This is a genomic window from Ruminococcus callidus ATCC 27760 (assembly GCF_000468015.1).
In the GTDB taxonomy this organism is placed as follows: domain Bacteria; phylum Bacillota; class Clostridia; order Oscillospirales; family Ruminococcaceae; genus Ruminococcus_C; species Ruminococcus_C callidus.
In genome coordinates this window covers 1-22462 of the sequence record NZ_KI260449.1, presented here as the reverse complement: position 1 = coordinate 22462, position 22462 = coordinate 1, and the positions used below count along the sequence as shown (strand labels likewise).

Here is a 22462-nt window from a genome sequence, read left to right as displayed (position 1 = left end):
CGGCGGAGCATACCGCACGATACAATACGCTGAGAAACAGGGCACGAAGATAGTGAACCTTGTAGACGAAAACTGAATAGGCATCTGAAAAGAAAAATCAGGGCTATGCCTTCCGCACACGGTCACGGAGGACATAGCCCTTTCCTTATGCAGTGATTGTATCAGTCCTGAATCTCCTGCATCATAGTTGCACCGTCCTTGAAGCCGACCTTGTAGGCAGCTCGCATTTCAGCGGCGGCGGTTTCACTCACACAGTCAAGTATCTTGTGAAACACGTCAATCTGCTCCTCACTCAGCGAATCTTCAAACGGTATGCAGAGCTTGTTGAAATCGTCCGAAAACTCAGTGGAGTGAATATCGCCCTGGCGGTAGTTGTAAAGTGCATCGATCATAGATATAAGTCCTTTCATTTATTGCTATATCAGCAATTTTCTGTAAGTTGATAAAGCTGATTTGGACTTTATATCCATTTGTTTGCTCTATCGTAATTGATGGCATCTATGAAGCACTTGAAAATTTCGGTTTTCAAGGCGGAAATGTATTGGAACCAGCAATGGGTGTCGGAAACTTCTTCGGACGTATGCCGGAAGAAATGCAAAAAAATTCTCGGCTTTATGGTGTCGAGATCGACAGCATATCCGGCAGAATCGCCCAGAAACTTTACCCCGATGCTGACATTGCAATACAAGGATTTGAAAAAAACAATTTTCAAAATGGATGCTTTGATGTTGCTGTGGGAAATGTCCCCTTTGGAGAGTTGAGTTTCAAAGATGACAAACATGGTACAACAAAGCTGCATGACTATTTCTTTTCCGAAACACTGGACAAAGTAAAAGACGGCGGTATTGTGGCATTTGTAACATCAGCTGGAACGCTGGATAAACGTGATGAATCCACCAGAAAGGCATTAGCGGAAAAAGCAGACTTTATTGGAGCAATTCGCTTACCGGGTGGCAAAAATGGTGCATTTAAAAGCAATGCAGGCACAGAAGTCACAACCGATATTATCTTTTTGCAGAAAAACGAGCATAAAGTTCCCGATCCAGAAAAAGAAATTTGGATTTCTATTGGCGAAATGGATGAAGGACTGCCAATCAATCGATATTTTGCCGAAAATCCTAACATGGTGCTTGGAACTGTTGTAGAAGGAAATAAGCTATATGGCAGCGGAACCATGGTTATAGCTGAAGATGGTGTTGATCTAAAAGAACAGATCTCACAGGCTGTATCACAATTGTCAACCGCAATTTCGGATACAAGAACAAAAGAAGTATATGCAAAATCAGCAGACGGTGCTGCTATCGAAATCCCATCCGTTCTTCGAAATTATAGCTTTTTTGCAGATGACAAAAGCGGAGAAATCTACTACAAAAAGCCAAATCAGACGATTCGCTGGAATGGAAATGACTCTCCTTCCAAAAAGAAACGTATGGAAGCCTTTCTCACGCTTCGAGATGTTACAAGAGGAATTTTGCAGGCACAAGAAGAAAATTGCTCTGACACGGTTCTAACGGCATTACAGGGCAAATTAAATCAGTCTTATGACACGTTCTATGAAAGCTTTGGCTTACTTCACAGTTCCTATAACACATCACAACTTTCAGATGATGTTTCCTTTCCCTTAGTTTGTGCACTAGAGAGCAAATTTGAAAAAGAAAAGCTTATTGCAAAATCAGATCTCTTTACAAAACGCACCATTCAGCCGCCCAAACCAATTGAACACGTTGATACACCGCAAGAAGCTCTTGCATTATCAATGGCTGAAAAAGCGTGTGTTGACTTTGATTATATGCAAAAGCTGACTGACATTCCCAAGGAAGATATTGTATCAGCACTGACGTTAGCAAAAAGCATTTATCCTGTTCCAGAATGCTCTGACGATGAGAAGATCATCTATCAAGAAGCATCTGAATATTTATCTGGTGATATTCGAAAAAAGTTAGATAATGCAATAGAAGCCGCAAAAAACAATCCACTCTTTGAAGCAAACATTTCTGCATTGCAAGAAGTAATGCCTGAGCCCCTAAAAGCAGGCGATATTGATGTAAAAATCGGTGCTACATGGGTGGATCCCAAATATTATCAGCAATTTCTGTACGAAACACTGCATACGCCGCAATCGCTTCAGGCATCTGAGAGAGATTCGTGGATGAGAAAACTATTTGGAAAGAAATCCATTGCAATAGAATTTGCCGAAAATCAATGGCACATTTCCAATAAAGGGTCTGACCGTTCCGTAAGTGCTACACAAACTTACGGTACATCCAGTAAAAATGCTTATGAGATCATGGAAAATCTCTTAAATCTCCGTGAGACAAAGGTCTACAAGTCTGTGGGATACGGAGAAGAAAAGAAAAGCGTTTTAGATTTAGATGCCACAAGAGCAGCACAACGAAAAGCACAAAAAATAGAAGAATCCTTTGAATCATGGATTTTTCAAGATCCACAACGACGTGCAGATCTAGTAGACACCTACAATCGCAAATTTAATGCAATACGACCGAGAGAATATGACGGTTCTCACTTAACATTTCCGGGCATGAATGCTGGCATTCAGTTACACGGACATCAAAAAAATGCAATTGCCCATGCAATTTACGGCGGAAATACACTTTTTGCACACAGCGTCGGTGCTGGAAAAACCTTTGAAATGATTGCAACGGCAATGGAATCCAAACGACTGGGCTTATGTAACAAATCACTCTTTGTAGTTCCAAATCATTTAACAGGACAAATCGGCGACGACTTCCTAAAGCTTTATCCCAATGCCAATATTCTCGTAACCACCAAAAAAGATTTTGAGAAAAAGAATCGACAAGAACTTTTTGCAAGAATTGCCTCTGGAAATTTTGATGCAGTTATAATAGGACACTCTCAACTGAAACATATTCCCCTTTCTCAAGAACGCCAAGAAAGACAACTTGAAGAACAAATTCAGGATATTCTCTCCAGCATAGAACAACTGAAACATGAAAATGGTGATAGTTTTCAAGTAAAAGCTATGGAACGCACCAGAAAATCATTGCAAAAACAAATTGAAACGCTAAAAGTAAAAAAACAAGATGATGTTATTCCATTTGAACAGCTGGGCGTAGACCGCATTTTCGTCGATGAAGCCCACGAATTTAAGAATTTATTCTGTGCGACAAAACTTCAAAATGTTGCTGGTATATCAAATTCTGCATCTCAAAAAGCATTAGATCTTTTTCAAAAGTGTCGGTACATGGATGAAAAAACAGGCGGCAGAGGCATTGTTTTTGCAACTGGCACACCTGTATCAAACTCTGTCACTGAACTGCATACAATGATGCGTTATCTCCAGTATGATTTTTTGCAGGAAAAAGGACTACATCATTTTGATAGCTGGGTTTCGACTTTCGGCAAGCAAAAAACCGATTGGGAACTTGCTCCGGCAGGAAATAAATTCAAGCAGCGTACCAGAATCGCAAGCTATGCAAATATGCCTGAACTTACTAGTATGTTTAAACAGTGTGCCGATGTAAAAACAGCGGATATGCTGCACTTAAATGTTCCAGAGTGTGAAATGCACATTGTCAATGTAGAGCCTACAGAACTTCAGCAAAAACTTGTTACAGAGTTGGCTGACAGAGCTGATGATATACAAGGTGGAGCTGTGGATCCGGAAGTAGATAATATGCTTCGCATTACCGGCGATGGAAGAAAAGTTGGTTTAGACCCCCGTTTGATTAACCCTGATTTTGAGGATAATCCTCAAACAAAATTAAATCAGTGCATAGATAATGTATACCGTATTCACCAAGAAACCGCACCAGACAAGCTTACCCAAATCATTTTTTGTGATTTAGGTGTTCCAAGAGGAAAGCCAGCAAAAACAGCAAAATCCCAATCTGATGAAGAAGAAATTATATCTGATTCCTTAGAAGAAAGCGGTGATTTCTGCATCTATGATGACATTAAGAAAAAGCTTATGGAAAGAGGAATTCCAGAAAAGGAAATTGCTTTTATTCACGATGCACCAACGGAAAAAGCAAAAGCAGAACTTTTTGAAAAGGTTCGATGCGGCGATGTACGAGTGTTGATTGGTAGTACCGCCAAAATGGGAACTGGTACAAATGTACAAGATCGCCTTGTTGCACTTCATGATCTTGATATACCATGGCGACCAGCTGATCTGGAGCAACGTCGTGGAAGAATGGTTCGGCAAGGAAATATCAACAAACAAGTACACCTATACCGCTATGTTACCAAGGGAACATTCGATGCCTATAGTTATCAGACGTTGGAGGCAAAACAACGATTTATCAGCCAGATTATCACCTCTAAAACACCAGCTCGTACTTGCGAAGATGTTGACCAACAAGCATTGTCCTACAGTGAAATCAAGGCTCTATGCACTGGTGACGAACGGATCAAGGAACTTATGGTGCTTGAATCCGAAGTCAAAGAATTAAAGTCCATGCAGTCTGAGTATCAAAATGTACACTATGATATGCAAGATAAACTTCAACGCTACCCTCAAGCAAAGCAGCGGCTTGAATTCAGCATAGATGCTATGAAAAAAGATCTGGAGCATTGCAAAAGTCTTCCGATTGATGAAAGTACACATCTGCCAGCATTTAAAATAACACTGGATGGAACAACGTATACAGATCGCACCGAAGCTGGAAAAGCATTAGAAAGCGTGTGCTGCAAGCTGATCGGCGAATCTAACAAACCTTTGCCAATCGGCGAATTACACGGCTTTCCAATCACAATACGATTTGCACCAGATCAGAATTGCCTACAGGCAACATTGCAAGGTTCAAAGCCATACACAACAAATTTTTCCGTTTCTTTCCCAACTAATCTAAAGCATCTGGAAAGCCTGTTATTTTCATTAGATCAAAAAATTGCAGCAACTCAAAACGCTCTAAACCAATTGAATTTAGATGCCAAAGAAGCTGAAAAAATTCTTGCTGAACCGTTTGCATCTGGAGATATTCTTCGAGAAAAGTCGGAACGTTTAACCACACTTCGAGATGATTTGAATCAAGAAGCAATGGAAGCTGCAAAAAGCGGAAATAAACCACAACGAACATTTTATTTTGAAATGGCAAAATTAAAGAAAAATGCAAGAACAATTTCAAAATCCACTTTGGAAAAAGCAGAAGGAAAGAAAAAGGCGGAATCTCTGGAATAATAATTACAGCATTGCTCAATCGATTTTTTCAAAAAGTTCTTGACAAATGACATGACTTTAGGTATAATAATAAAGATAAGTTTTTATTTATCATATGAAGGCATCACGCCTTTGTAAAAAGCAGTGAGTCCTACTGTGAGTGGAACCGATAAGAGCAGTGAGTCCTACTGTATGAGTGGAATCAATAAAAGCGGTGAGTCCTACCGTAAGTGGAAACAATTAAAAAGGCTGCGGATATATCCGCAGTCTTTTTTATTTATATAGTCAAGTAGAAAGTTCACTAACCATCAGTTATTCAATTTCGTACCGCTGACGCAATGTTTCTGCGGTTTCCCACTGCGGCGTAACAGATTTCACAACGCCGGGACATTTCCCCCCGATTACATCCGAAAAAACTGTAACACGATCACCGACACGAGGAACGGTATCCGGAGAAAAATAAATAGTAACCTTTTCCCCAGTTTCCAGAACGTCACATTTCGCAATGTAACAGGACGGAACAACCTGACAGCATAACCGGATAAAATCCGAAACCGTTTCCCCTGCTGCAGCTGCGGCATCCTGAATTGCACGTTTTTCATCCGTTGTCAAACGCATTGATAACGTGGTTTTCTGCGGCTTTTCCCAGTATGTCATAAAACTACACCCCCATCCACGGAAACCAGATAACGGACAGCACAGCGGTATTTGCGGTTCGATGCATCGAACATGGACATATTGAAATAAGCCAATGACGTTTCAAACGCACAGCGTGCAGAAAACAAAATACAACGTTCTGCACAGATTTCAATTTTTCTGTTCAGGTCAGAAATATTTGACGTTTCAGGTAATTTAGAAATCCGACGAGAAACTAACGAGATAGCCAAACGGACAACCATCGGAAAAACAATATCTTTTTTGGAACGAATTAATGTGTAATTAATCATAATTCATGCCCCCATATTATGTTTAGTAGTTCGTACATCATCCGAACCAATAAATATATTATACACTATTCGCAACTACATATTGTTAATCATGTTTTAGAACAATAAAAATAATTTGCAAATTATGCAGTGAAATAAAACAGCATCCATGTAAAGAACATAATCACTAATCACATTAAAACAATGACAAAAATATCAAAAAAACACATGTTTACGCCTGTCCAATCCCTAGAATGCATAATGTAAATGTTTTCCAAATCGAAAATAATTGCTTTATCAAAAAAGGTCTTGACAAATGATATTTCTTTGGGTATAATAAAGATGGAGATAAGCATTGACTTATCGTATGAAGGCGTTTTGCCTTTGTAAAAAGCAGTGGACCCTACTATGAGTGGGAGTTTTAAAAGCAGTGGACCCTACTGTGAGTGGGACTTTTTAAAAGCAAGGCTGCGGTATTTCTATCGCAGCCTTTTTGTTAGAATAAAAAAGGAGAAAAAATGAAAAAAGAACGATTACATCTATATCAATTAGACATGAAATATGTTCGTGATCTTGCTAAAGCCGATGATAAGGTAATGTCTGTGTCACCTCAACAGCACAAAGAGAATCGCCCATTTGTAGGAATAATAATAGTAATGGATCAACATAAGTATTGTATTCCTCTAACTTCGCCTAAGCCCAAACATAGCAAAATGAAAAATGATCTGGATTTTTCAAAAATCTTAGATTCAGATAACAAAATTATTGGAGCACTCAATCTTAATAACATGATTCCGGTTTCAAAAGAAGTAATTCGGATATTAGACATCAGACCTGACAGAAGAGATTCTCCTAAAGAACGAGCTTATAAAGAGCTGTTGAACAATCAACTTGACTGGTGTAACAATAATATAGAATCTATCACAAAAAAAGCAACTAAGCTGTATGTTCTTGTTACTCAAACGCCGGAGAAATCCCGTAATCTTACTAAACGTTGCTGTGATTTCAAAAAGCTTGAAGCTGTTCTGGAGAAGAAATTGCTCTCTCATCAAGAGCAACATGAACAGCCTTCAAAGCCATCTTCTTTTACATTTTCTAGCAAGCAGAGAAAACAAGTTCAGTCTGCTGTGCAGCAAAAAGAATCAGATAAATCTCACACTCAGGATAAAAAGAGAAAACCGTCGCTATAATCATCCGATCAAAAAACACATAATTTTTGTAAAATGAAAGAATTCAAGCATAAAAAAGCAATTTCAAAACATGACACTGATATAGCAGTATTGTTCCAATCGATATTATTAAAGCCTAGAAACGAATTACAAAAAACAGGCAGGTGCTTCCTTAATGTATGAAGCACCTGCCTGTTTACTATAATTTAATCCCTTGTTCACCATTATCTATTATTATCGAATCTGGAGAACCAATCCATTGATAGAAGAAGGACTCTGGAAAGAAATCCTTACTATTTAAGATACTATCGTATTTTCCCGATAATCCATTATCATCTAACATTTCCTTTATTATAGATATTGTATCCGAATAAATATGATTCGGTCTTAGTTTACCTACACATCTCTCTAATTCAAATTCATGCAACCTCGTTTTGTTAGGTGCGATTTTTTCATACATCCATTTTTCAAGACCTTTGGATTGCTTCATTATTTCATGAATCGCATTTGAAAAAACAATAAAGTTCCATAGCTGAGATAAATTTTGAGTTTTTCTCCTTTTTTCAAGAATTTCAATTATATAAGTAAATAGTCTAACCATTAGAATGTTATTTCGTATAACATTGATAGGAATAAATGTGCCAAGTACCGCTACTGCACCATTTTGAATCAGTAAATCAGCAATACATACGGCACCTCTTCCACGTGGACTAACATTACAAGCACTTAATATTACTACTGGAGGAAAAACAAGATTATCATTTGCCATCCAAAAATCCTTGCCTATTTCAATTCCGGCTATGTTTTGTTCTTTTTGATACCAACCATGAGCTGAGATATACATAATATCAGCATCTTTGTTTTGATTTATGAATTCAATCATTTCTTTGATAGTTGTTATTTTAGCATGATTAACAGTAAAGCAATTAGAGTGGCTTTTTAAGAAATTGTATACATACTCAGAATGCCCATATATTTCATCATTGTCATTAATACATTGTGCAAATGCAATTGTGATTTTTGATTTTAAAATTATTCTTCTATTAGGACGTAATTCAAATTCAAGCTGACGTGTTAATGGAGTTAAAGGTCTATATGTAATACTCTTATAGCAGAGCAACGGCACTTCATCATTAGGAAGAATAGCTAACCCTATTGGAAAATCAGAAAAGAAGGTAATATCTTTTGAATATTTCAAAGCAAAAATTTGATAATCATTCAAATTTTTGCTTAATATCATACCTATTTTCATGATAGTGTTCCAAATATACTTGTTATTATATTTTCGACTATCAATACAATGAGATTCTAATTCATTCAAAAGTCTAAAAGCGTCATCTTGAATAATTGGAAGATTGATATATATGCCGTTTTTTTCAATTGCCTTGTGTACACACATAATGCTTATTATTTGGTTATCTACTGATGAATAGCCATTTGTTGAAATATGATTTTTTTTAAGGACTTTAGATTGACCAGGGAATGAGGCTATAACGCTACTGCTAAATTTTTTGTTCCGTTCAGATACTTCTATGTATTGTTTTTCGGTTATTGTCGATCTATCTATATTGTTACTTATAAAGTACGACCAAGTATCAAGCATCATACTGTATTTGCAAGTCCATTCAATACAAACTTTTTCAATCTGGCAATCTGGTTTCATTAACTCTTTTATAATTATATCATGTCCACCAACCTGATTTGCATAAAATAATAAAGGTAAAGCAGGAAAAATATTATCTGATAAAAAAGAATGCTGAATTGAAAGTGTTGAACTTACTTCTCCCATTTGTTGAACAATTTGACTAAGTATATTCCAATGAGTATTGAGAAGCGAGTCTGTCAATTCACTTACCTTGCACGTTTCAAGAGTGGGCTTATATTTTTTACATGTCTTTATAGCATCAGAATCACAATTATCTGCAACAATAAAAAGCGTTGGATATGATTGAACACAACAAAAATAATGTTCTATTTTTTCAATTTGACTATCAGGAATTAATAATATATTATGGGAGTTTCCATTCCACTTAAGCATTATTTCTTCAGGACAATCTATCACATCAAAGCAAAATCTTGGCAAATGTAAAGCATACTTAATAGCTGGGATTACATTTATCAAATCCTTATCCAGCATATGCATACTATTGTTCTCAATTACATCGTATTGAGATTTAAATTGTAAAGGGCTGATATTTTCTGAATTTTTTGTAGATTTAAACACGATTATGTAGTAAAAATAAATAGAATTTATTTTATCATTTATTTGATGATACATTTATAAAATTCTCCTCTAATACAATATTGTCCGATAAAATGCTCTGAAATGCCCTTATGTCTCATAATGTGCCTTTCTATATATAAACTAAAGCTTTTTATATCAAAATAGCCCCATCGAAAAGACAGGGCTAAAAATTTTCAAGCTGTGCATTGGATTTACTTCCAATCATAAACCAAGCAATTTCTCAATATAAACACTGCTGTTTAACTATCATTATACTTGATTTCCTTGAAATTGTCAATAGTTATATTAAAAGTTCAATTGAAAGTTTATCTCAAACGAAAAAGTCAAGTGTTACTCAAACATAAATCACAGCCGGATACATCAGTTCTTCTGCTCGTGCCTTAAAATTTTCCAGCAATCCAGCTTTCTTCAAAAAATCTCCATTGGCTGTTGTCAACAGAAACTCTGAATCCGTTTGTTCCCACAAAATTATTTGATCCCATACTACTTTTACTGCTTTTTGCTGAATCCTCATCAGATGCAGATATAATGTTCCATCATTCAGCATTTGTTCTAACTGCTCTGGACGTTCGTCCATTAAAAAGCCAAGCCGTTTTGCAGCATAGTTCCCCTCAAAGTCCAGCTCTCGATATTGTTTCCGTTTCGGACTGTAGTACAGTAACTTAAAATCACGATTTATCCCCGGATATTCTTCCAAACGCCATTTGGGAACATACCGTTCTGTTTCTGTATCATATACCATCGTTATAGAATCCACTGTCAATCATCCTTCCTGTTTTTCTGCAATAATTCGCATCAATTCCTGCCGTAGCATTTCTTCTGTTGTTTCCGGCAAATCACTTGCAAACTCATATGCTCCGATCAGTTGCTCTATACAAGCCTCTCCACACCGTTTCAGCTCGTCTTTTGGAATACCTGTCAGATTAGACACACACCCCAACAAATAGGAGTTGTAGCCATTCTCAATGATTTTGTGCAATCGGTGATACTCCTTAAATTCCAATGCAAACACCAATTCTACATGACATTCTTCAGACAGTTTTGATAGAGTGCTCACGTCCCAACCAGTCATTTGCGAAACACGCTGCATATCGTCTAACTTCATTTTCACTGCTCCTATACTTTACGATTTTTTCTTATTTTTCCAATAGTAGAATGCAGCACCACCAGCTCCGCCAACAATAACAGCTACAGCTGCTACAACAAAACGCATAGATGTGCCGTTTGCAGTTGTTTCCTCTGCCGGCTCTGTTGTTGCATCAGTAGTATTTTCAGAAAGATTATCTTCACTATAATATCCATCACCACTTGGATTTATATGATCTACAGTTGCATTATCATCATCACCATGATATGTTTTATTTTTTTCTGTATCATTAGAAGATCCTGTTCTACTGGAAAAACTATCTGCTGCACTCTCCTGTCCATGATTGTCCTCTCCCTCTGAATCACCGTCCAACATCATAATATCTTCGTTTTCATCGTAGATGCCATAGTCTTCCGGAGACATATTTTCATACGGTTCATTCAAATATGTAAACTGATACAATTTGTCATAGCTTTCTGTCATGTTTCCGGCTGCATCACAAAGCTGCCACGTGTCACCAGCATCTACAAATGTGTATGTTCCGGTATCCCGTATCAGTTCCCATACACCGTTTTCCTCATCAGCATCTTCACTGGCATAGGGTCCGGTATATTCCAACCAATCCAGCCAAGCTTCATGAAAGTCATCCATTTTTCTATCTGATGTAATGTCAACATCGTCCAAAGAGTTACTGTATGAAGGTCCGTGATCATTATAATATTCCATAAATTCGTCCATTTTAGAATATTGATATGCTACCATTGGATAATTCTCAATACCACCCAGCTTCATAGATGGAGAAGTGAAGTTTTCCCAACTATACTCCAACAAAGCAACCTTTAACGCCTGCCGATCAGCTTCTGCATTTACTGTAAGCTGCATTGATGCGATTGCACATACACTGCTGAAAATTACAGCCCATTTTCTTATTTTCATATACTTTTACTCCTTTTTGTTTCAATTTACTTGTTTCTACTCGCATTATACCAGAATATCAATTAAAATTCAATCCTATTCTGCTTGTTTCCAAAAATAATATTAAACTCTTTGTTTGCTTTCGTCGATGTTTGTCGAAAAAAAGAAAGCCAGTGCCTTAGAAATCACATCTTCGATTTCCTCTGTTGCTGTTCCCTCCGGAAAATACCGGCTATAGGTCTTATAAGAGACACGCACGGCTTTTCGTTTGGGAGCATCAGACATACCGCTTACGATCTCATGTATTTTCTCTTTTGTGAGTGTTCCTGCTGCGTTCCGAAGTTGTTTTGCAATCTTCATATCAATTTTGAAATCCTTCGCTTGTTCAAAAACAATACGCTGTTCTTCTTCTGACAAGAAAGAAAGTTCTACACCACTTCTAACGGCAAGCACTTTATTATCGATCCATTCTTTTAGATCATCATTCAACTTACTGATTCTGATTAGTTGTACAACGAATGTTCTGCAAAGTCCGTAGTCAGATGCAATGTTCTTTGCCGTATCGACCCCTTCATTTGACTTTTGACGCAATGCGTCAAAAGTTGCGACAGACTCACCGTTTAGAATTTTCAGCTCTTTAATAATATCATTTCGCTTCCCTTGGGAAAACATTTCATGATGCCGTTGTGCAATTACAGCAGCTTGCTCACTGACTTTCAGATTATTGAAACCACGCTGTATGATGTTGCTCTCAATCACATACATCTCAGCTTCTTCCGCCGTCAGTCCTGTCTTCACAATTGCCGGAACTGTAGCTTTTCCAATGCTTTTCGCACAATTCCAACGATTATGCCCGATCAATATCTCATATTTCTGTACTGATGTTGACAACGGCTGTACGATTAGCGGAGTTAAAATCCCGTTTTGACGAATGCTTTCCTCCATATCCTCCTTTCGTTCTCCGGTATAAAGTTGGAATTTATGATTGTGATAGGGAATCAAGTTTTCAACGGGAATCTGTTGAATCTTATTTTCACTTCCTTCTTCAAAAGTTCCAAGCATCGTTTGCAAATCAAACGCAGCTGTCATTATCCACGCCTCCCTCTATGCAATTCCAATAAGAATCCGCAGAATCAAATCCCCAAATAGCATAATCGCAAGTGTTGATCTCTTTCCATAAAGATTCACTTGTATTCGGAAATTGCTCCATCCAATCACAAAGCAGCCAGTCTTTCACATCAACATAGTCAAAACGTTCTAAATCAATACCATTACCACCTCGAAAAGCCGCATCTTGCACGTTTTGCATCACGAATAACATTTGCTCTAGTGCCTTTGCATATCGCTGTTCTTCTGATACTTCTGGATTCTGATGAAAAGCAGACATACAACGAAGCATTTTTTTCAAATCGTCAAATCTCATATTCTTTCTCCTTGTAATAGTTTCTTTTGATGACATCTTGCGTTCTGTGGCTTTTATTCCATACCAGAAATCATAAATCTAACGCTTTTCTCATAAATGTCACCAAGAACAAGCAAATCAGAAAAATTGAATGGATAATCTCTAAGTGCATCTTTATGTTTCTTATCGCTTAATATAAAATCAGCCTTGCAGCATAGAAACTCATCGGGAATTTGCTCGCCAGAACAAATTCCTAAGTTATGTAAAACAATTCTGCTAAGCTGCATCTGCATATTAGCGATAATCGGATTATTATTTACATTATCAAAGATCGCAAGCAGCTTATCCCAACCACGTTCACTTATATTTGCAGTTGTTCTACATGATTGCCTTTCAACAAACTTTTTCTCATATCCACAAAGGAAAAGAATGCTACAATTGGCGAATATGGCTATCTCATTCAGATATTCATCCTTTAAAGGGTTGCCTACTTCTAAGGAAATAGTTCTTGCTGAAGTCAACTCATTTCCCCACAACTCCTGACTTACCACAGCACCTACACCATTATCACTATGTTCTTCTCCCAAAAGGAATCCAACCGTACACTCAAGCTTTTGAGAAATTTGAATGAGCACTGCATAACTCGGATTCCCACCATGTTTCCAGTTGGTCACATTACTTTTACTCAATCCCAGATCTGCAACTAGGGAACTGGGTGAATATCCTTTTTCTTTGCAGCGTGTTTTGAACGCATTATAATCCACAAATCTCACTCCTCATTCTCTGAAAATCGGTATCTCCAAAAGTCGTACATATTTCTTGTAATCTTATGAAATCGAATTTCTTCCTGCTTTTCCCACCACAATTTCAATAAACTCTGTAGTTCATTATCTTCAAACTGCAAAAGAAACTTCTCATCTTCCTTTTTAATCTTTATCCCATGAATGTCTTCCAATGCAAACAGCAGCTGCATGGTGTCGGCTATATCTGAAACACAAAAAGCTTGTAATGAGACCTGCAAAACACTTGCAAGTTTCTTTTTCAATTGCATATTGGGATTTCTGGCTCCCTGTTCATACTGTGCCACTCGCACACCGGCAGTATTTTCACCAAATTCAATCGCCACACCTAATTCAGCTTGTGTCAAGCCTTGCATTTGGCGAATTTTACGAATACGGTTTCCAAGCACATTTTTTCCACTATGCCTTTGTAAGTTTAATGCAGCCTTTTCTACATTCTCATCTTCATGAAGATAGTAATATCTCATCCACTGCTCTATTCCCGGATACATTTTTTCTATGACAGTAAAAAGAAAACGATCCATTTCTTCAATGTTTTGAATATCCTGATATTTTTTTGTTTCCCCCTCATTCCATTCATGCCAAATCAAATTCAATTCATCTGCGAGTGGAACCAGCAGATGCTGATTTACTGCATATAAAATCTCATTGTAAATTTCGCTATAAGTCATAACGGGTTCTTTATCGATCTCCCCCATTTTGCTGAATAAAGGCTGCTCTGCCCATTTCAATTCTCGAATTACATCGATTATGAAACCGCCTATTGCAATCAACTGTTTCCATTCAGGAAGATCTCCATCCAAATACAACTGAATCGACTTCAATTTTCTGACTAGATTCTCATTTTGTCCATTCTTGTTGATGTATTCCTTCGTAAATTCCATGTTTTCTCCTACCTATAAATCAAATCTCTGATAGTGCTATCCTGTGCAGCAATTTCATTCTCTCCTTTTTGATTTCACTGATTGTGAGATCTGCTTTTATCAATAAATCCATACAAGCCCACAACAGCCGTTTGGTATCAAAATCTTGTTCGCATTCAAAAGTATACGCACTGATCATGCCTTCTTTATCCAATTCCATATGAATGCCCTCTACAAGCTGCTGGACAAAAATCCGTATCTCATTTTCATAGCTATTTCGCAAAAAGCATCTCTGAAAACAATCTTCGTCTGTTTCTGAAAAGGCAGATGTCCGAAGAAATCCAAATGCCAAATCATTGTTGCTATCTTTTAGATACCATTTCTCGCCATTCTTCTTTTCGTCATAAGTCTTAATTCTGATTTGTTTCATCATCTGCCCCCCCTAATTCCCTGTAAGTCATCATACTGTATGATCTCCTCTGCAAGAGCAGCATATTCTGCTCCCAACTTTGTACGTACAGCAATCATGTTTCCAGCAGCTGCCGCTTTTGCAGCTTCCACGCTGTTGTGAATAACAGTATGAAACAATACATCCTCGTATTGCTGTCCCATTTGCCACATAACTTCTCGACTGATCGTTGTCCGGTCATTTACCATCGTCGGCAAAATCCCTCTCATACGCAGCGTAGGATTTACCATAGAGCGAATTTGCTGATAGAGGTTCATAAGAGAACGCAATCCGTCCATTGCAAATTTTTGTGACTGCACAGGAACAATCATTTCATCAGCTGCAACCAATGCATTGATAAGAAGAATCCCCAAAGAGGGAAGACAATCCACCAACACATAATCGTACTTCTCTACCACCTCCGGCAAAAGAATACGCTTTAAGACGCTTTCTCGTGCAAAAGCCGGTATCATTCTCATTTCAGCACTTGCAAGATTTATATCAGAAGGAATATAGTCGATGTGATATTTCACATTGCAATAGATGCCTTGCTTCACCTGTAGAGGCGTCACCATACTTTGTTCGATTACTTCAAGAATCAAATCTGTAATCATCACATCGCCAATTTCAAATCCAAGATAAGCTGTCAAATTTGCCTGTGGATCTAAGTCTATCAACAGTACCTCTTTCTTTTTGGCTGCCAATGCTGCCGCAAGGTTAAACGTCGTAGTTGTTTTTCCTACGCCGCCCTTCTGATTACAAATCGCAATTATCTTTCCCATAAATACACACTCCTTTTAGTTCACCATGTTCCGAAGCATTTGAATCTGCATTCGCAGCTCTGTTACTTCATCCTGCAAGTTTTCAGCTGTCTTCTTGGCTTGCTCCAACTCACGCCGTTTTTTGTCACGATACCTTTTCGAACGAATCCGACTATTTTGACGATCAGTCAGTTTTTTACACTCTGAACAGTACTGCTTTGAAATCAACGCAAAATAATCTGTATCATAGACATTTCCGATCTCTTTGCCGCAAATTTTACAGCGTTTTAATTCTAACATTGCAAACTCCTTTCTGTTTCCGTTGCATCACGCAAACATTCTAAAAACGATTGCGTTCGTCACGGATACATCTGTTTCAGTTCGTCACGAAATCATTCCAGAAGCCTTTTCATTCGTCACGCAAACGTTTTTTTCTCCCCGTTTGTGTGACGAACAGTCCGATTTAGCCGCTTTTCAAAAGTCTCCGAAGGAGAATTCTTTGACGGGTTCGCTCATGCATTAAAAATTGAATCAATTCGCCGCAAGTAGTGTTCTCGGAAAAATCTCCATCTAACCATAATTCCAACTCTTTTTCTTCACCATTACAATCAAACCATTGCAATGTCAGCACACCCTCACGATTTCCTCGACGATACATCTGCATATCCGTAATCATATCTTCCAAACTTTGAATATCCTCATTAACCATAGACATCTGTTCTACTCTTTTTTGTGCTGCAACATAATCAAAGTATCCGAATTCCGAATCACGCTCTTCCGATAAAAGTCGATGTGCCAATTGGCGTAACAATCCCATTTTCTCACCTCATGTAAAAATCAGTTTCTACTAAAACGGAACTTCTTCGTCTGAAAGAATTTCTTCAAACTCGGATAAATCAAGATCTGAACTCCAACCATTTTCCTCTGGGTGTTCTGCCGTATCCTGTATTGCAGAATACTCTGTTTCTTTCATGTACTGCTTTGATTTTTCTCCTGTAAAATAGATATTTTCCGCCAGCACTTCCATCGTAAAGCATCGCTTTCCGTCTTTTTCATATGATCTTGTCTGAAGCATTCCTTCCAGTGCAATCATACTGCCCTTTCTGAACCACTCCCACAAAAACTTCGCCCTATTGTTCCATGCTACACAGCGGATAAAGTCAACCTGTTCTTTCTTTTTTCGTTCGCAGGCGATTACTACATTACAAACACATTTCTGCGTTTCCGCATCGATCATATGCAGTTCCGGATCAGCGGTCAAACGTCCCATTAACACAACATGATTTAGCATTTACAATCATACCTTTCTACTCATAAATTTCAACTTCAGTTACCCAACTCAACAACTGGATCCCATCCTCTGTTAATGAATACTGTTGGGTGTCGTTTGCTGTCATCAATCCCAGATACAAAAGTTCCTGTAAAGCAACTACATTACTTTCATCTCTACAGATGCAATTTTGATGAATCTGAAAAGACTTGTACTTCCACCCACGCAAACGGGTTCCATTAAAAGAAATTGTACATTTCATCAACTCGATCTGTTCGAATGTGATATTGCAATAATCCCGATACCGCATAAACTTTCTCCAACCCCTCTTTAATACAATTCATCATCTTTCTTCTGCTGATTCTCCTGCACTTGCTGCTGACTGTGAAGATATTCCTCAATAGTAGTACGTGCATAATCCAATTCTTTTAACTCGGCTACTACCTGACGAAATACTCCATTTTGAACATTTCTCTGTTCTATCAGCTTCTCTCGCTCCTGTGAAAGCCGTTCCAAACTTGGAATCTTCCGGTCTGGGAATCGTTCCAAAAGAGCCGATTTAGCATCTGAAAACTGTTGCAGCTCTTGCTTGTGCTCCTTTTCATACTTTTTTCGGAATGTAGCACTCTGATACGCATCATAAAACGGCTTGTACTTTTTGTATTTCTTCACAAGCTTTATTGTATCTGTCACAGTTTCAATCTGACGTTGCAGCTTGTTCAGATCTCCTACTAACTGCACACGCTGCCCATATGTCAAAATAGACCGTTGTTCTAATTCTTCTTGAGTTGCAATTCCTTTTTCTGTGAGGTAATTCAGAATCTTAGAAGCCTCTTTTATATTCTGAATTTCAGCCCATCTTGACAATCCCTTTGCCTGTTGAAACTTCTCCGCAGAAGTATCATACAAACGAGTCTTCTGCGTGGACGTTGTTCGTCCGGTTCGCAGTAACTGATAATTGTCAATTCGCTTTCGAATTTGTTTTTCTTCATAATACCAGCCCAGTGTTCGAGAACGACAAAATCGCTTCATGCCCTCTAAGCGATATTTCAAAGAAATCACATTCTCCGGACGATAAACTACATTCACATCTTGTTGCTTTAGCTGATAAAGGAAATCATCGAAACCAGTGCAGTTCATGATTGCAGCATCAATCTTATCTTTTAGTTTTGCTTTCCATGAACGGTTCTGTCGAGCCATGTCCCATTCATAATGACTCTTACCTTTTCCTTGTTTCGGATTTTCAATTACATTCAAACCATATTCTCTGCACAAAGCATCACTGATTTCCTGCAATCTTTCCTTTTCGTGCCCACCTCGATTCTCTTGATATTCGAAGCTTCGAAAGGTTTCCATATTGGTATTGCAAAAGATAATATGATTATGAATGTGATCTTTATCAATGTGCGTTGCAAGCACATATTGATAATCATCATGCAAAAAGCTTTTTACAAGTTTTCTGCCAATTTCCATTGCTTCATCTGGTGTGATTTCATCGGGCAAAAAAGATTGTATCATATGCTTGGCAAGCACATCTCCTCGACCAGTTCCCATGCTTCTGGTTTCCATAAAATCTTCTGCAATTAAATTTGCCTGAAATGGTGCACAGCAAAATGTTTCAATCAATCTGCCTTGTTCAGTTTTTTCAGGTTTCATGATGTAGGCAATTGCTTTTGACAGCGTAGAACGGATTGAATGGATTTTAGTGACCGCCATATTTCCTCATACCTTTCTTGCAATTCCACAAAATCCTCCTTGTACAGAATTCCACTTTGATTCACTCGAATTGCAATTTGGTTTACATTGTTCCCGATACGCTGTAAACTTTGCTGCAAGTCTTTCAGCAAAGCCGAATCATAACGAATGATCATTCCCGTAATTGCCATTTTGCGAAGATAATCAGACATCGTAGAGCAACCCGAACATTGCAATTTCTGCATGATGTATGCATATTCTTCTTGCGTAACACGGCACTTAATGCAAACTGTTCGATTTCCAGAAAAATCCGACATGATACATTACCTCCTTTCTTTCAAACAAGGTGTTTTTGGTTTTGGGCTTTTGGAATAAAAGCTGTGATATTCTATTTTTCACGAAGTGCGAAAAATGCAAAAATGGGGTTTTAGGGGTATCCCTTAACAAGCATGATTTTCGAAGAAAATCGCTATTTGTGGCACAAATAGCTTGCTTGCTACTCTGGGGAACGCCCTACGGGTGTTCCAGCCACCCACGGGCTCTGCCCGTTAAGATTAGGGAACCAATCCGCTAAAAAGGATACTCTCTGCCCAGCAAGCAAATTGTTGCGTGACAACAAAAATGCAGATAGAGCACACAACAATATGAGCTGTTTCAGGGAAAAGAAGATTTCCTGATAAAAAGGCTGTTTGTCAAAAATGCACCCTCACTATATATACCGAATCCAACAAGCAAGTTATCGGTACTTTTTTCAGAAAATCTCAAAAATTGTAGAAATACACAAAAAGAATTTTTTAGGATTGTAGATATAGCACAAAACAAAAAAGAGCCATTCTCAAATAAGAATGACTCTTTCAAAAAGATATAGAAAAAAAGAAAATGGACTCCAGAAAAAATCCAGAGTCCATAATCTGTGCGGCAGCGGCATCTTTATCGCATCAGATACCTGTCGATCATTTTGCAGAAAAAGTAAAAGAACGGATAAAATCCGAGAAAATTGCTGATTCTCCGTCATTTTGGGACAGAAAAGGAGCAATATCAACGCTTTTTCTAAAAAATGTGCCTAATATTCTCAAATATCACAAAGTTTTGCTTGACATCATAACTGAAATGTGATACAATGATAAACAAAAGAGCACCCCCACAGGGTATAGTTGTGCGTCAACGCAACTATACCCTTACGCCAGACAGAAGACCTAACCCGTATTCTGTACTGACTTGTGAGAATGCTGTTCATGTATCCGTTTTGTAAGTGGCTGACCTGTCACTCAAAATGCGATGCTTTGAATAGATTTTTGCGAGCCTGTCCAGAGTACCATTCTGGCAGGCTTGCTCTTTTTTTAAGCAATCCCAAACAATTGAACATCTTATATCAGCAATTTTTGCTGACGGTACTTTCTGTGCATTCGTTCAAACCGTTATCATCAAACGAATTGGTTTGGACTCAGCCGCTGCAAAGTAGTGAGGATGTTGCCGTTCGGTGGTATATGAAGCGTTCTATTCAGACGCTTTACACCATTTTTTATGATACACAGTCTTTCGACTGATTGATTTCAAAAAGAACATTCAGGCAAATCAACAGCTAAACTTGCACCTCCAGCTGTTTCACTTGCTTGAATGTTCTTTTCCATTTGGTTGCGGGAGCCAGATTTGAACTGACGACCTTCGGGTTATGAGCCCGACGAGCTACCGAGCTGCTCCATCCCGCGATATACTTTCGTCCGTACCTCTCGTACCGACTTAATTAGTATACCACATTTTGCGTCGCATGTCAACCATTTTTCCGATTTCAAAAAATAAAAAAGTTCAACAGCATCAAATTTATAAATATAAGGTGCAATCAACTTGTAAAGTGCAATTCAGCAATTATATAAGCCCAAAACGCAATCGAAAAAGTTGTATCTTTCAAATTACCATTGCTCCTGCAAAAGCAAAATTCAGGCGTATCCGCATAAAAACCAACGCTCTGCGGCAGAATCCTATGCCAACACGCCCAAATCACACGCATAATTTCGTCGTTTTTCCAAATTATTGTTATGCCATGATCGCATTCTTATAGCGAATCAAGTCCAAATAAATCTCCTGCTGTTTCTTGTCAATAGCATACTGAATATACTTGTCCACGTTTTTCTTCGTAACAAAATCCGTCTTTCCCAGAAGCACCTGAATCAGCTGCAAATTACCGTTGTCAATCAGCATCTTCACGCCCTTGGTAAGCATCTTTTTCACATACGCCTTAGCTTCTGCGTTGTCGTGCAAGTCGATCATTTCTACAGCCATCTGAAATTTCATACACAGCGGCATTTTCACCTCTGTGTCCATTTTTCCGGTTCGCAGCATTTCTTTCACCGCAACAATATCTTTTTCCACTTCAATATAATAGCCAACAATCAGGAACTTTTCATCAGAAATCGCAATTTTAATATTGGTCAGACTTTCACACCCCCAAAACGCCGCTTCTACAATATTGATTACACGCTTCGGAATCATAATGCTGGTCAAACTTTTACAACAGGCGAATGCCCAATTTCCAATACTGTTCAAACTGTCGGGAATCTTAACACTAGTCAGCCTTTCGCAGCTATTCCATACACCACTTCCAATACTAGTCACACCATCTGGAATTGCGATACTGATTAGATTAGTACATTTATAAAACGTCCAATCTCCAATGCTAGTCACATGATTTGGAATTGTGATATTGGTCAAACTTATGCAATCAACAAATACACACTTCCAATACTAGTCACACTGTCAGGAATCGTAACGCTGGTCAAACTTTTACAACTATGAAACATATAATCTCCAATAGTGGTCACGCCGTTCGGAATTACAATACTTGTCAGGCTTGTACACTCACAAAACGCATGATCCTCAATACTAGTCACACTATCCGGCATTGTGACACTAGTCAGACCTTCACACCTCGAAAACGCCCAATCACCAATACTAGTCACCCCGTCCGGAATCACAACATCTCCGCCTGCACCAGTATACTTTACCAGTACACCATTTTCAATTTCAAAGTCATTGTTACTGCTCATTTGCATTTTTCCTTTCTGTATAAAACGACGGTATCACATCAATTATAAACTGTCTTAAAATAAATGTCAAGAGTAATTCCATAGATTGTAAAACAGTTTTGTTTCATTTGATGCTAATATTATGCCACTTTAGTTTTTCAAATAAAATAGAACTATCAAAATTCTGCCGAAAAAACAAAAAAACAGGGCAAAAACACTGCCCTGCTTTTCGTTTGCCTGCAGATGAATCAAGACGGTTCCTGTGTAAAATCGGTGATTTCCTCCACGATTTGTGCAATTTTGACCATTTGTTCCGGCGACAGCCCATTCATAGCAACCTTGATGCGATGAAAAGCGTCTTCTTCCCCCACTTCCGTATTAGAATCAATGTCCAGCAATTTCGGGATCGACACTTTCAGCCCGTTGGCAATCTTCGAAACGGTTTCAATCGTGGGGCATTTTTCCCCGCGTTCCACCTTGCCGATATAAGCGGGGTGAATTTCTGATGCAAAAGCCAGTTCTTCCTGACTAAGGTGCTGCCGGGTGCGGAACTGACGGATTCGTTCTCCGACAGCAGCGGCGACGTTGGTTTTGTTCTTCATAATGGAAATCCTCTGTTTCTGCTCTAAAGTATTCTATATTTCTATTTTAAAGGGTATCTGAAACAGATTCAAATATTTATAGTGCCTTTGTCAATAAAAAACTGAGCCACCTCGCT

24 protein-coding genes and 1 tRNA gene are annotated in these 22462 nt (G+C 38.3%); 3 read left to right on the top strand and 22 right to left on the bottom strand.

Annotation, left to right across the window (positions count from 1 at the left end):
• Nucleotides 1-161 precede the first annotated feature (161 nt).
• Complete coding sequence (locus RUMCAL_RS10555; RefSeq protein WP_040647943.1) at nt 162-392, bottom strand: DUF6809 family protein; 231 nt, start codon at nt 390-392, stop codon at nt 162-164.
• Between the two features lie 47 nt (nt 393-439).
• On the opposite strand from RUMCAL_RS10555, the gene RUMCAL_RS10550 reads away from it, so the two are divergent.
• Complete coding sequence (locus RUMCAL_RS10550; RefSeq protein WP_021682850.1) at nt 440-5161, top strand: SNF2-related protein; 4722 nt, start codon at nt 440-442, stop codon at nt 5159-5161.
• A 291-nt stretch (nt 5162-5452) separates the two neighbouring features.
• Here RUMCAL_RS10550 and RUMCAL_RS10545 read toward each other — a convergent pair whose 3' ends face one another.
• On the bottom strand, nt 5453-5797 hold the full coding sequence (locus RUMCAL_RS10545) for a plasmid mobilization protein (RefSeq protein ID WP_021682849.1): 345 nt from the start codon (nt 5795-5797) through the stop codon (nt 5453-5455).
• On the bottom strand, nt 5794-6087 hold the full coding sequence (locus RUMCAL_RS10540; protein ID WP_040647941.1) for a hypothetical protein: 294 nt from the start codon (nt 6085-6087) through the stop codon (nt 5794-5796). The genes RUMCAL_RS10545 and RUMCAL_RS10540 overlap by 4 nt, the downstream gene beginning before the upstream one ends.
• A 497-nt stretch (nt 6088-6584) precedes the next feature.
• Here RUMCAL_RS10540 and RUMCAL_RS15125 point away from each other — a divergent pair, with 497 nt between their 5' ends.
• Nucleotides 6585-7256 (top strand): type III toxin-antitoxin system ToxN/AbiQ family toxin, encoded by a 672-nt coding sequence (locus RUMCAL_RS15125; RefSeq protein ID WP_021682846.1) that lies wholly within the window; start codon nt 6585-6587, stop codon nt 7254-7256.
• Nucleotides 7257-7434: 178 nt separating this feature from the next.
• Here RUMCAL_RS15125 and RUMCAL_RS10530 read toward each other — a convergent pair whose 3' ends face one another.
• The 15 genes from RUMCAL_RS10530 to RUMCAL_RS10455 all read right to left on the bottom strand — a co-directional run bounded on the left by RUMCAL_RS10530 (nt 7435) and on the right by RUMCAL_RS10455 (nt 19038).
• Nucleotides 7435-9513, bottom strand: a complete 2079-nt coding sequence (locus RUMCAL_RS10530) for a hypothetical protein (RefSeq protein ID WP_021682845.1) — start codon at nt 9511-9513, stop codon at nt 7435-7437.
• Nucleotides 9514-9814: 301 nt separating this feature from the next.
• Nucleotides 9815-10243 carry a TnpV protein gene (locus tag RUMCAL_RS10525; RefSeq protein ID WP_040647940.1) on the bottom strand — a complete coding sequence of 143 codons (429 nt, stop codon included), beginning with the start codon at nt 10241-10243 and terminating at the stop codon, nt 9815-9817.
• Nucleotides 10244-10585, bottom strand: a complete 342-nt coding sequence (locus RUMCAL_RS10520) for a hypothetical protein (protein ID WP_021682843.1) — start codon at nt 10583-10585, stop codon at nt 10244-10246. It lies immediately after the preceding gene.
• A gap of 18 nt (nt 10586-10603) precedes the next feature.
• A complete protein-coding gene (locus tag RUMCAL_RS10515) occupies nt 10604-11503 on the bottom strand; it encodes a hypothetical protein (RefSeq protein ID WP_021682842.1) in 900 nt (299 codons plus the stop codon).
• Between the two features lie 102 nt (nt 11504-11605).
• Nucleotides 11606-12571 (bottom strand): ParB N-terminal domain-containing protein, encoded by a 966-nt coding sequence (locus RUMCAL_RS10510; RefSeq protein WP_021682841.1) that lies wholly within the window; start codon nt 12569-12571, stop codon nt 11606-11608.
• On the bottom strand, nt 12555-12905 hold the full coding sequence (locus RUMCAL_RS10505; protein WP_040647939.1) for a hypothetical protein: 351 nt from the start codon (nt 12903-12905) through the stop codon (nt 12555-12557). The genes RUMCAL_RS10510 and RUMCAL_RS10505 overlap by 17 nt, the downstream gene beginning before the upstream one ends.
• Nucleotides 12906-12958: 53 nt before the next feature.
• The gene (locus RUMCAL_RS10500) at nt 12959-13648 is read right to left on the bottom strand and encodes a helix-turn-helix domain-containing protein (RefSeq protein ID WP_040647938.1); all 690 of its coding nucleotides are present in this window, start codon (nt 13646-13648) and stop codon (nt 12959-12961) included.
• Nucleotides 13649-13653: 5 nt separating this feature from the next.
• Nucleotides 13654-14568 (bottom strand): helix-turn-helix domain-containing protein, encoded by a 915-nt coding sequence (locus tag RUMCAL_RS14745; protein WP_021682838.1) that lies wholly within the window; start codon nt 14566-14568, stop codon nt 13654-13656.
• Between the two features lie 19 nt (nt 14569-14587).
• Nucleotides 14588-14980: a hypothetical protein gene (locus RUMCAL_RS10490; RefSeq protein ID WP_021682837.1), complete on the bottom strand. Its 393-nt coding sequence runs from the start codon at nt 14978-14980 to the stop codon at nt 14588-14590.
• The gene (locus RUMCAL_RS10485; RefSeq protein WP_021682836.1) at nt 14977-15777 is read right to left on the bottom strand and encodes a ParA family protein; all 801 of its coding nucleotides are present in this window, start codon (nt 15775-15777) and stop codon (nt 14977-14979) included. Before RUMCAL_RS10485 ends, RUMCAL_RS10490 begins: the two co-directional genes overlap by 4 nt.
• A 15-nt stretch (nt 15778-15792) precedes the next feature.
• Nucleotides 15793-16056: a basic region leucine zipper gene (locus tag RUMCAL_RS10480; protein ID WP_021682835.1), complete on the bottom strand. Its 264-nt coding sequence runs from the start codon at nt 16054-16056 to the stop codon at nt 15793-15795.
• A 163-nt stretch (nt 16057-16219) separates the two neighbouring features.
• The gene (locus RUMCAL_RS10475; RefSeq protein ID WP_021682834.1) at nt 16220-16573 is read right to left on the bottom strand and encodes a hypothetical protein; all 354 of its coding nucleotides are present in this window, start codon (nt 16571-16573) and stop codon (nt 16220-16222) included.
• 30 nt (nt 16574-16603) lie between these two features.
• Complete coding sequence (locus RUMCAL_RS10470; RefSeq protein WP_021682833.1) at nt 16604-17047, bottom strand: single-stranded DNA-binding protein; 444 nt, start codon at nt 17045-17047, stop codon at nt 16604-16606.
• Nucleotides 17048-17356: 309 nt separating this feature from the next.
• Nucleotides 17357-18682, bottom strand: a complete 1326-nt coding sequence (locus RUMCAL_RS10460; RefSeq protein ID WP_021682831.1) for a relaxase/mobilization nuclease domain-containing protein — start codon at nt 18680-18682, stop codon at nt 17357-17359.
• A complete protein-coding gene (locus RUMCAL_RS10455; RefSeq protein ID WP_040647934.1) occupies nt 18679-19038 on the bottom strand; it encodes a plasmid mobilization protein in 360 nt (119 codons plus the stop codon). Before RUMCAL_RS10455 ends, RUMCAL_RS10460 begins: the two co-directional genes overlap by 4 nt.
• Before the next feature lie 562 nt (nt 19039-19600).
• Between RUMCAL_RS10455 and RUMCAL_RS10450 the strand changes: the two genes are divergently transcribed.
• The gene (locus RUMCAL_RS10450) at nt 19601-19837 is read left to right on the top strand and encodes a hypothetical protein (RefSeq protein ID WP_021682829.1); all 237 of its coding nucleotides are present in this window, start codon (nt 19601-19603) and stop codon (nt 19835-19837) included.
• Between the two features lie 516 nt (nt 19838-20353).
• Here RUMCAL_RS10450 and RUMCAL_RS10445 read toward each other — a convergent pair.
• The 4 genes from RUMCAL_RS10445 to RUMCAL_RS15120 form a co-directional block, all read right to left on the bottom strand.
• Nucleotides 20354-20430 (bottom strand) — tRNA-Met (locus tag RUMCAL_RS10445).
• Between the two features lie 325 nt (nt 20431-20755).
• On the bottom strand, nt 20756-21403 hold the full coding sequence (locus RUMCAL_RS14740) for a leucine-rich repeat domain-containing protein (protein WP_242823510.1): 648 nt from the start codon (nt 21401-21403) through the stop codon (nt 20756-20758).
• Nucleotides 21404-21432: 29 nt separating this feature from the next.
• Nucleotides 21433-21765 (bottom strand): leucine-rich repeat domain-containing protein, encoded by a 333-nt coding sequence (locus RUMCAL_RS14735; protein WP_051343814.1) that lies wholly within the window; start codon nt 21763-21765, stop codon nt 21433-21435.
• Nucleotides 21766-21992: 227 nt separating this feature from the next.
• Nucleotides 21993-22346, bottom strand: a complete 354-nt coding sequence (locus tag RUMCAL_RS15120; protein WP_021682825.1) for a helix-turn-helix domain-containing protein — start codon at nt 22344-22346, stop codon at nt 21993-21995.
• Between the last annotated feature and the right edge of the window lie 116 nt (nt 22347-22462).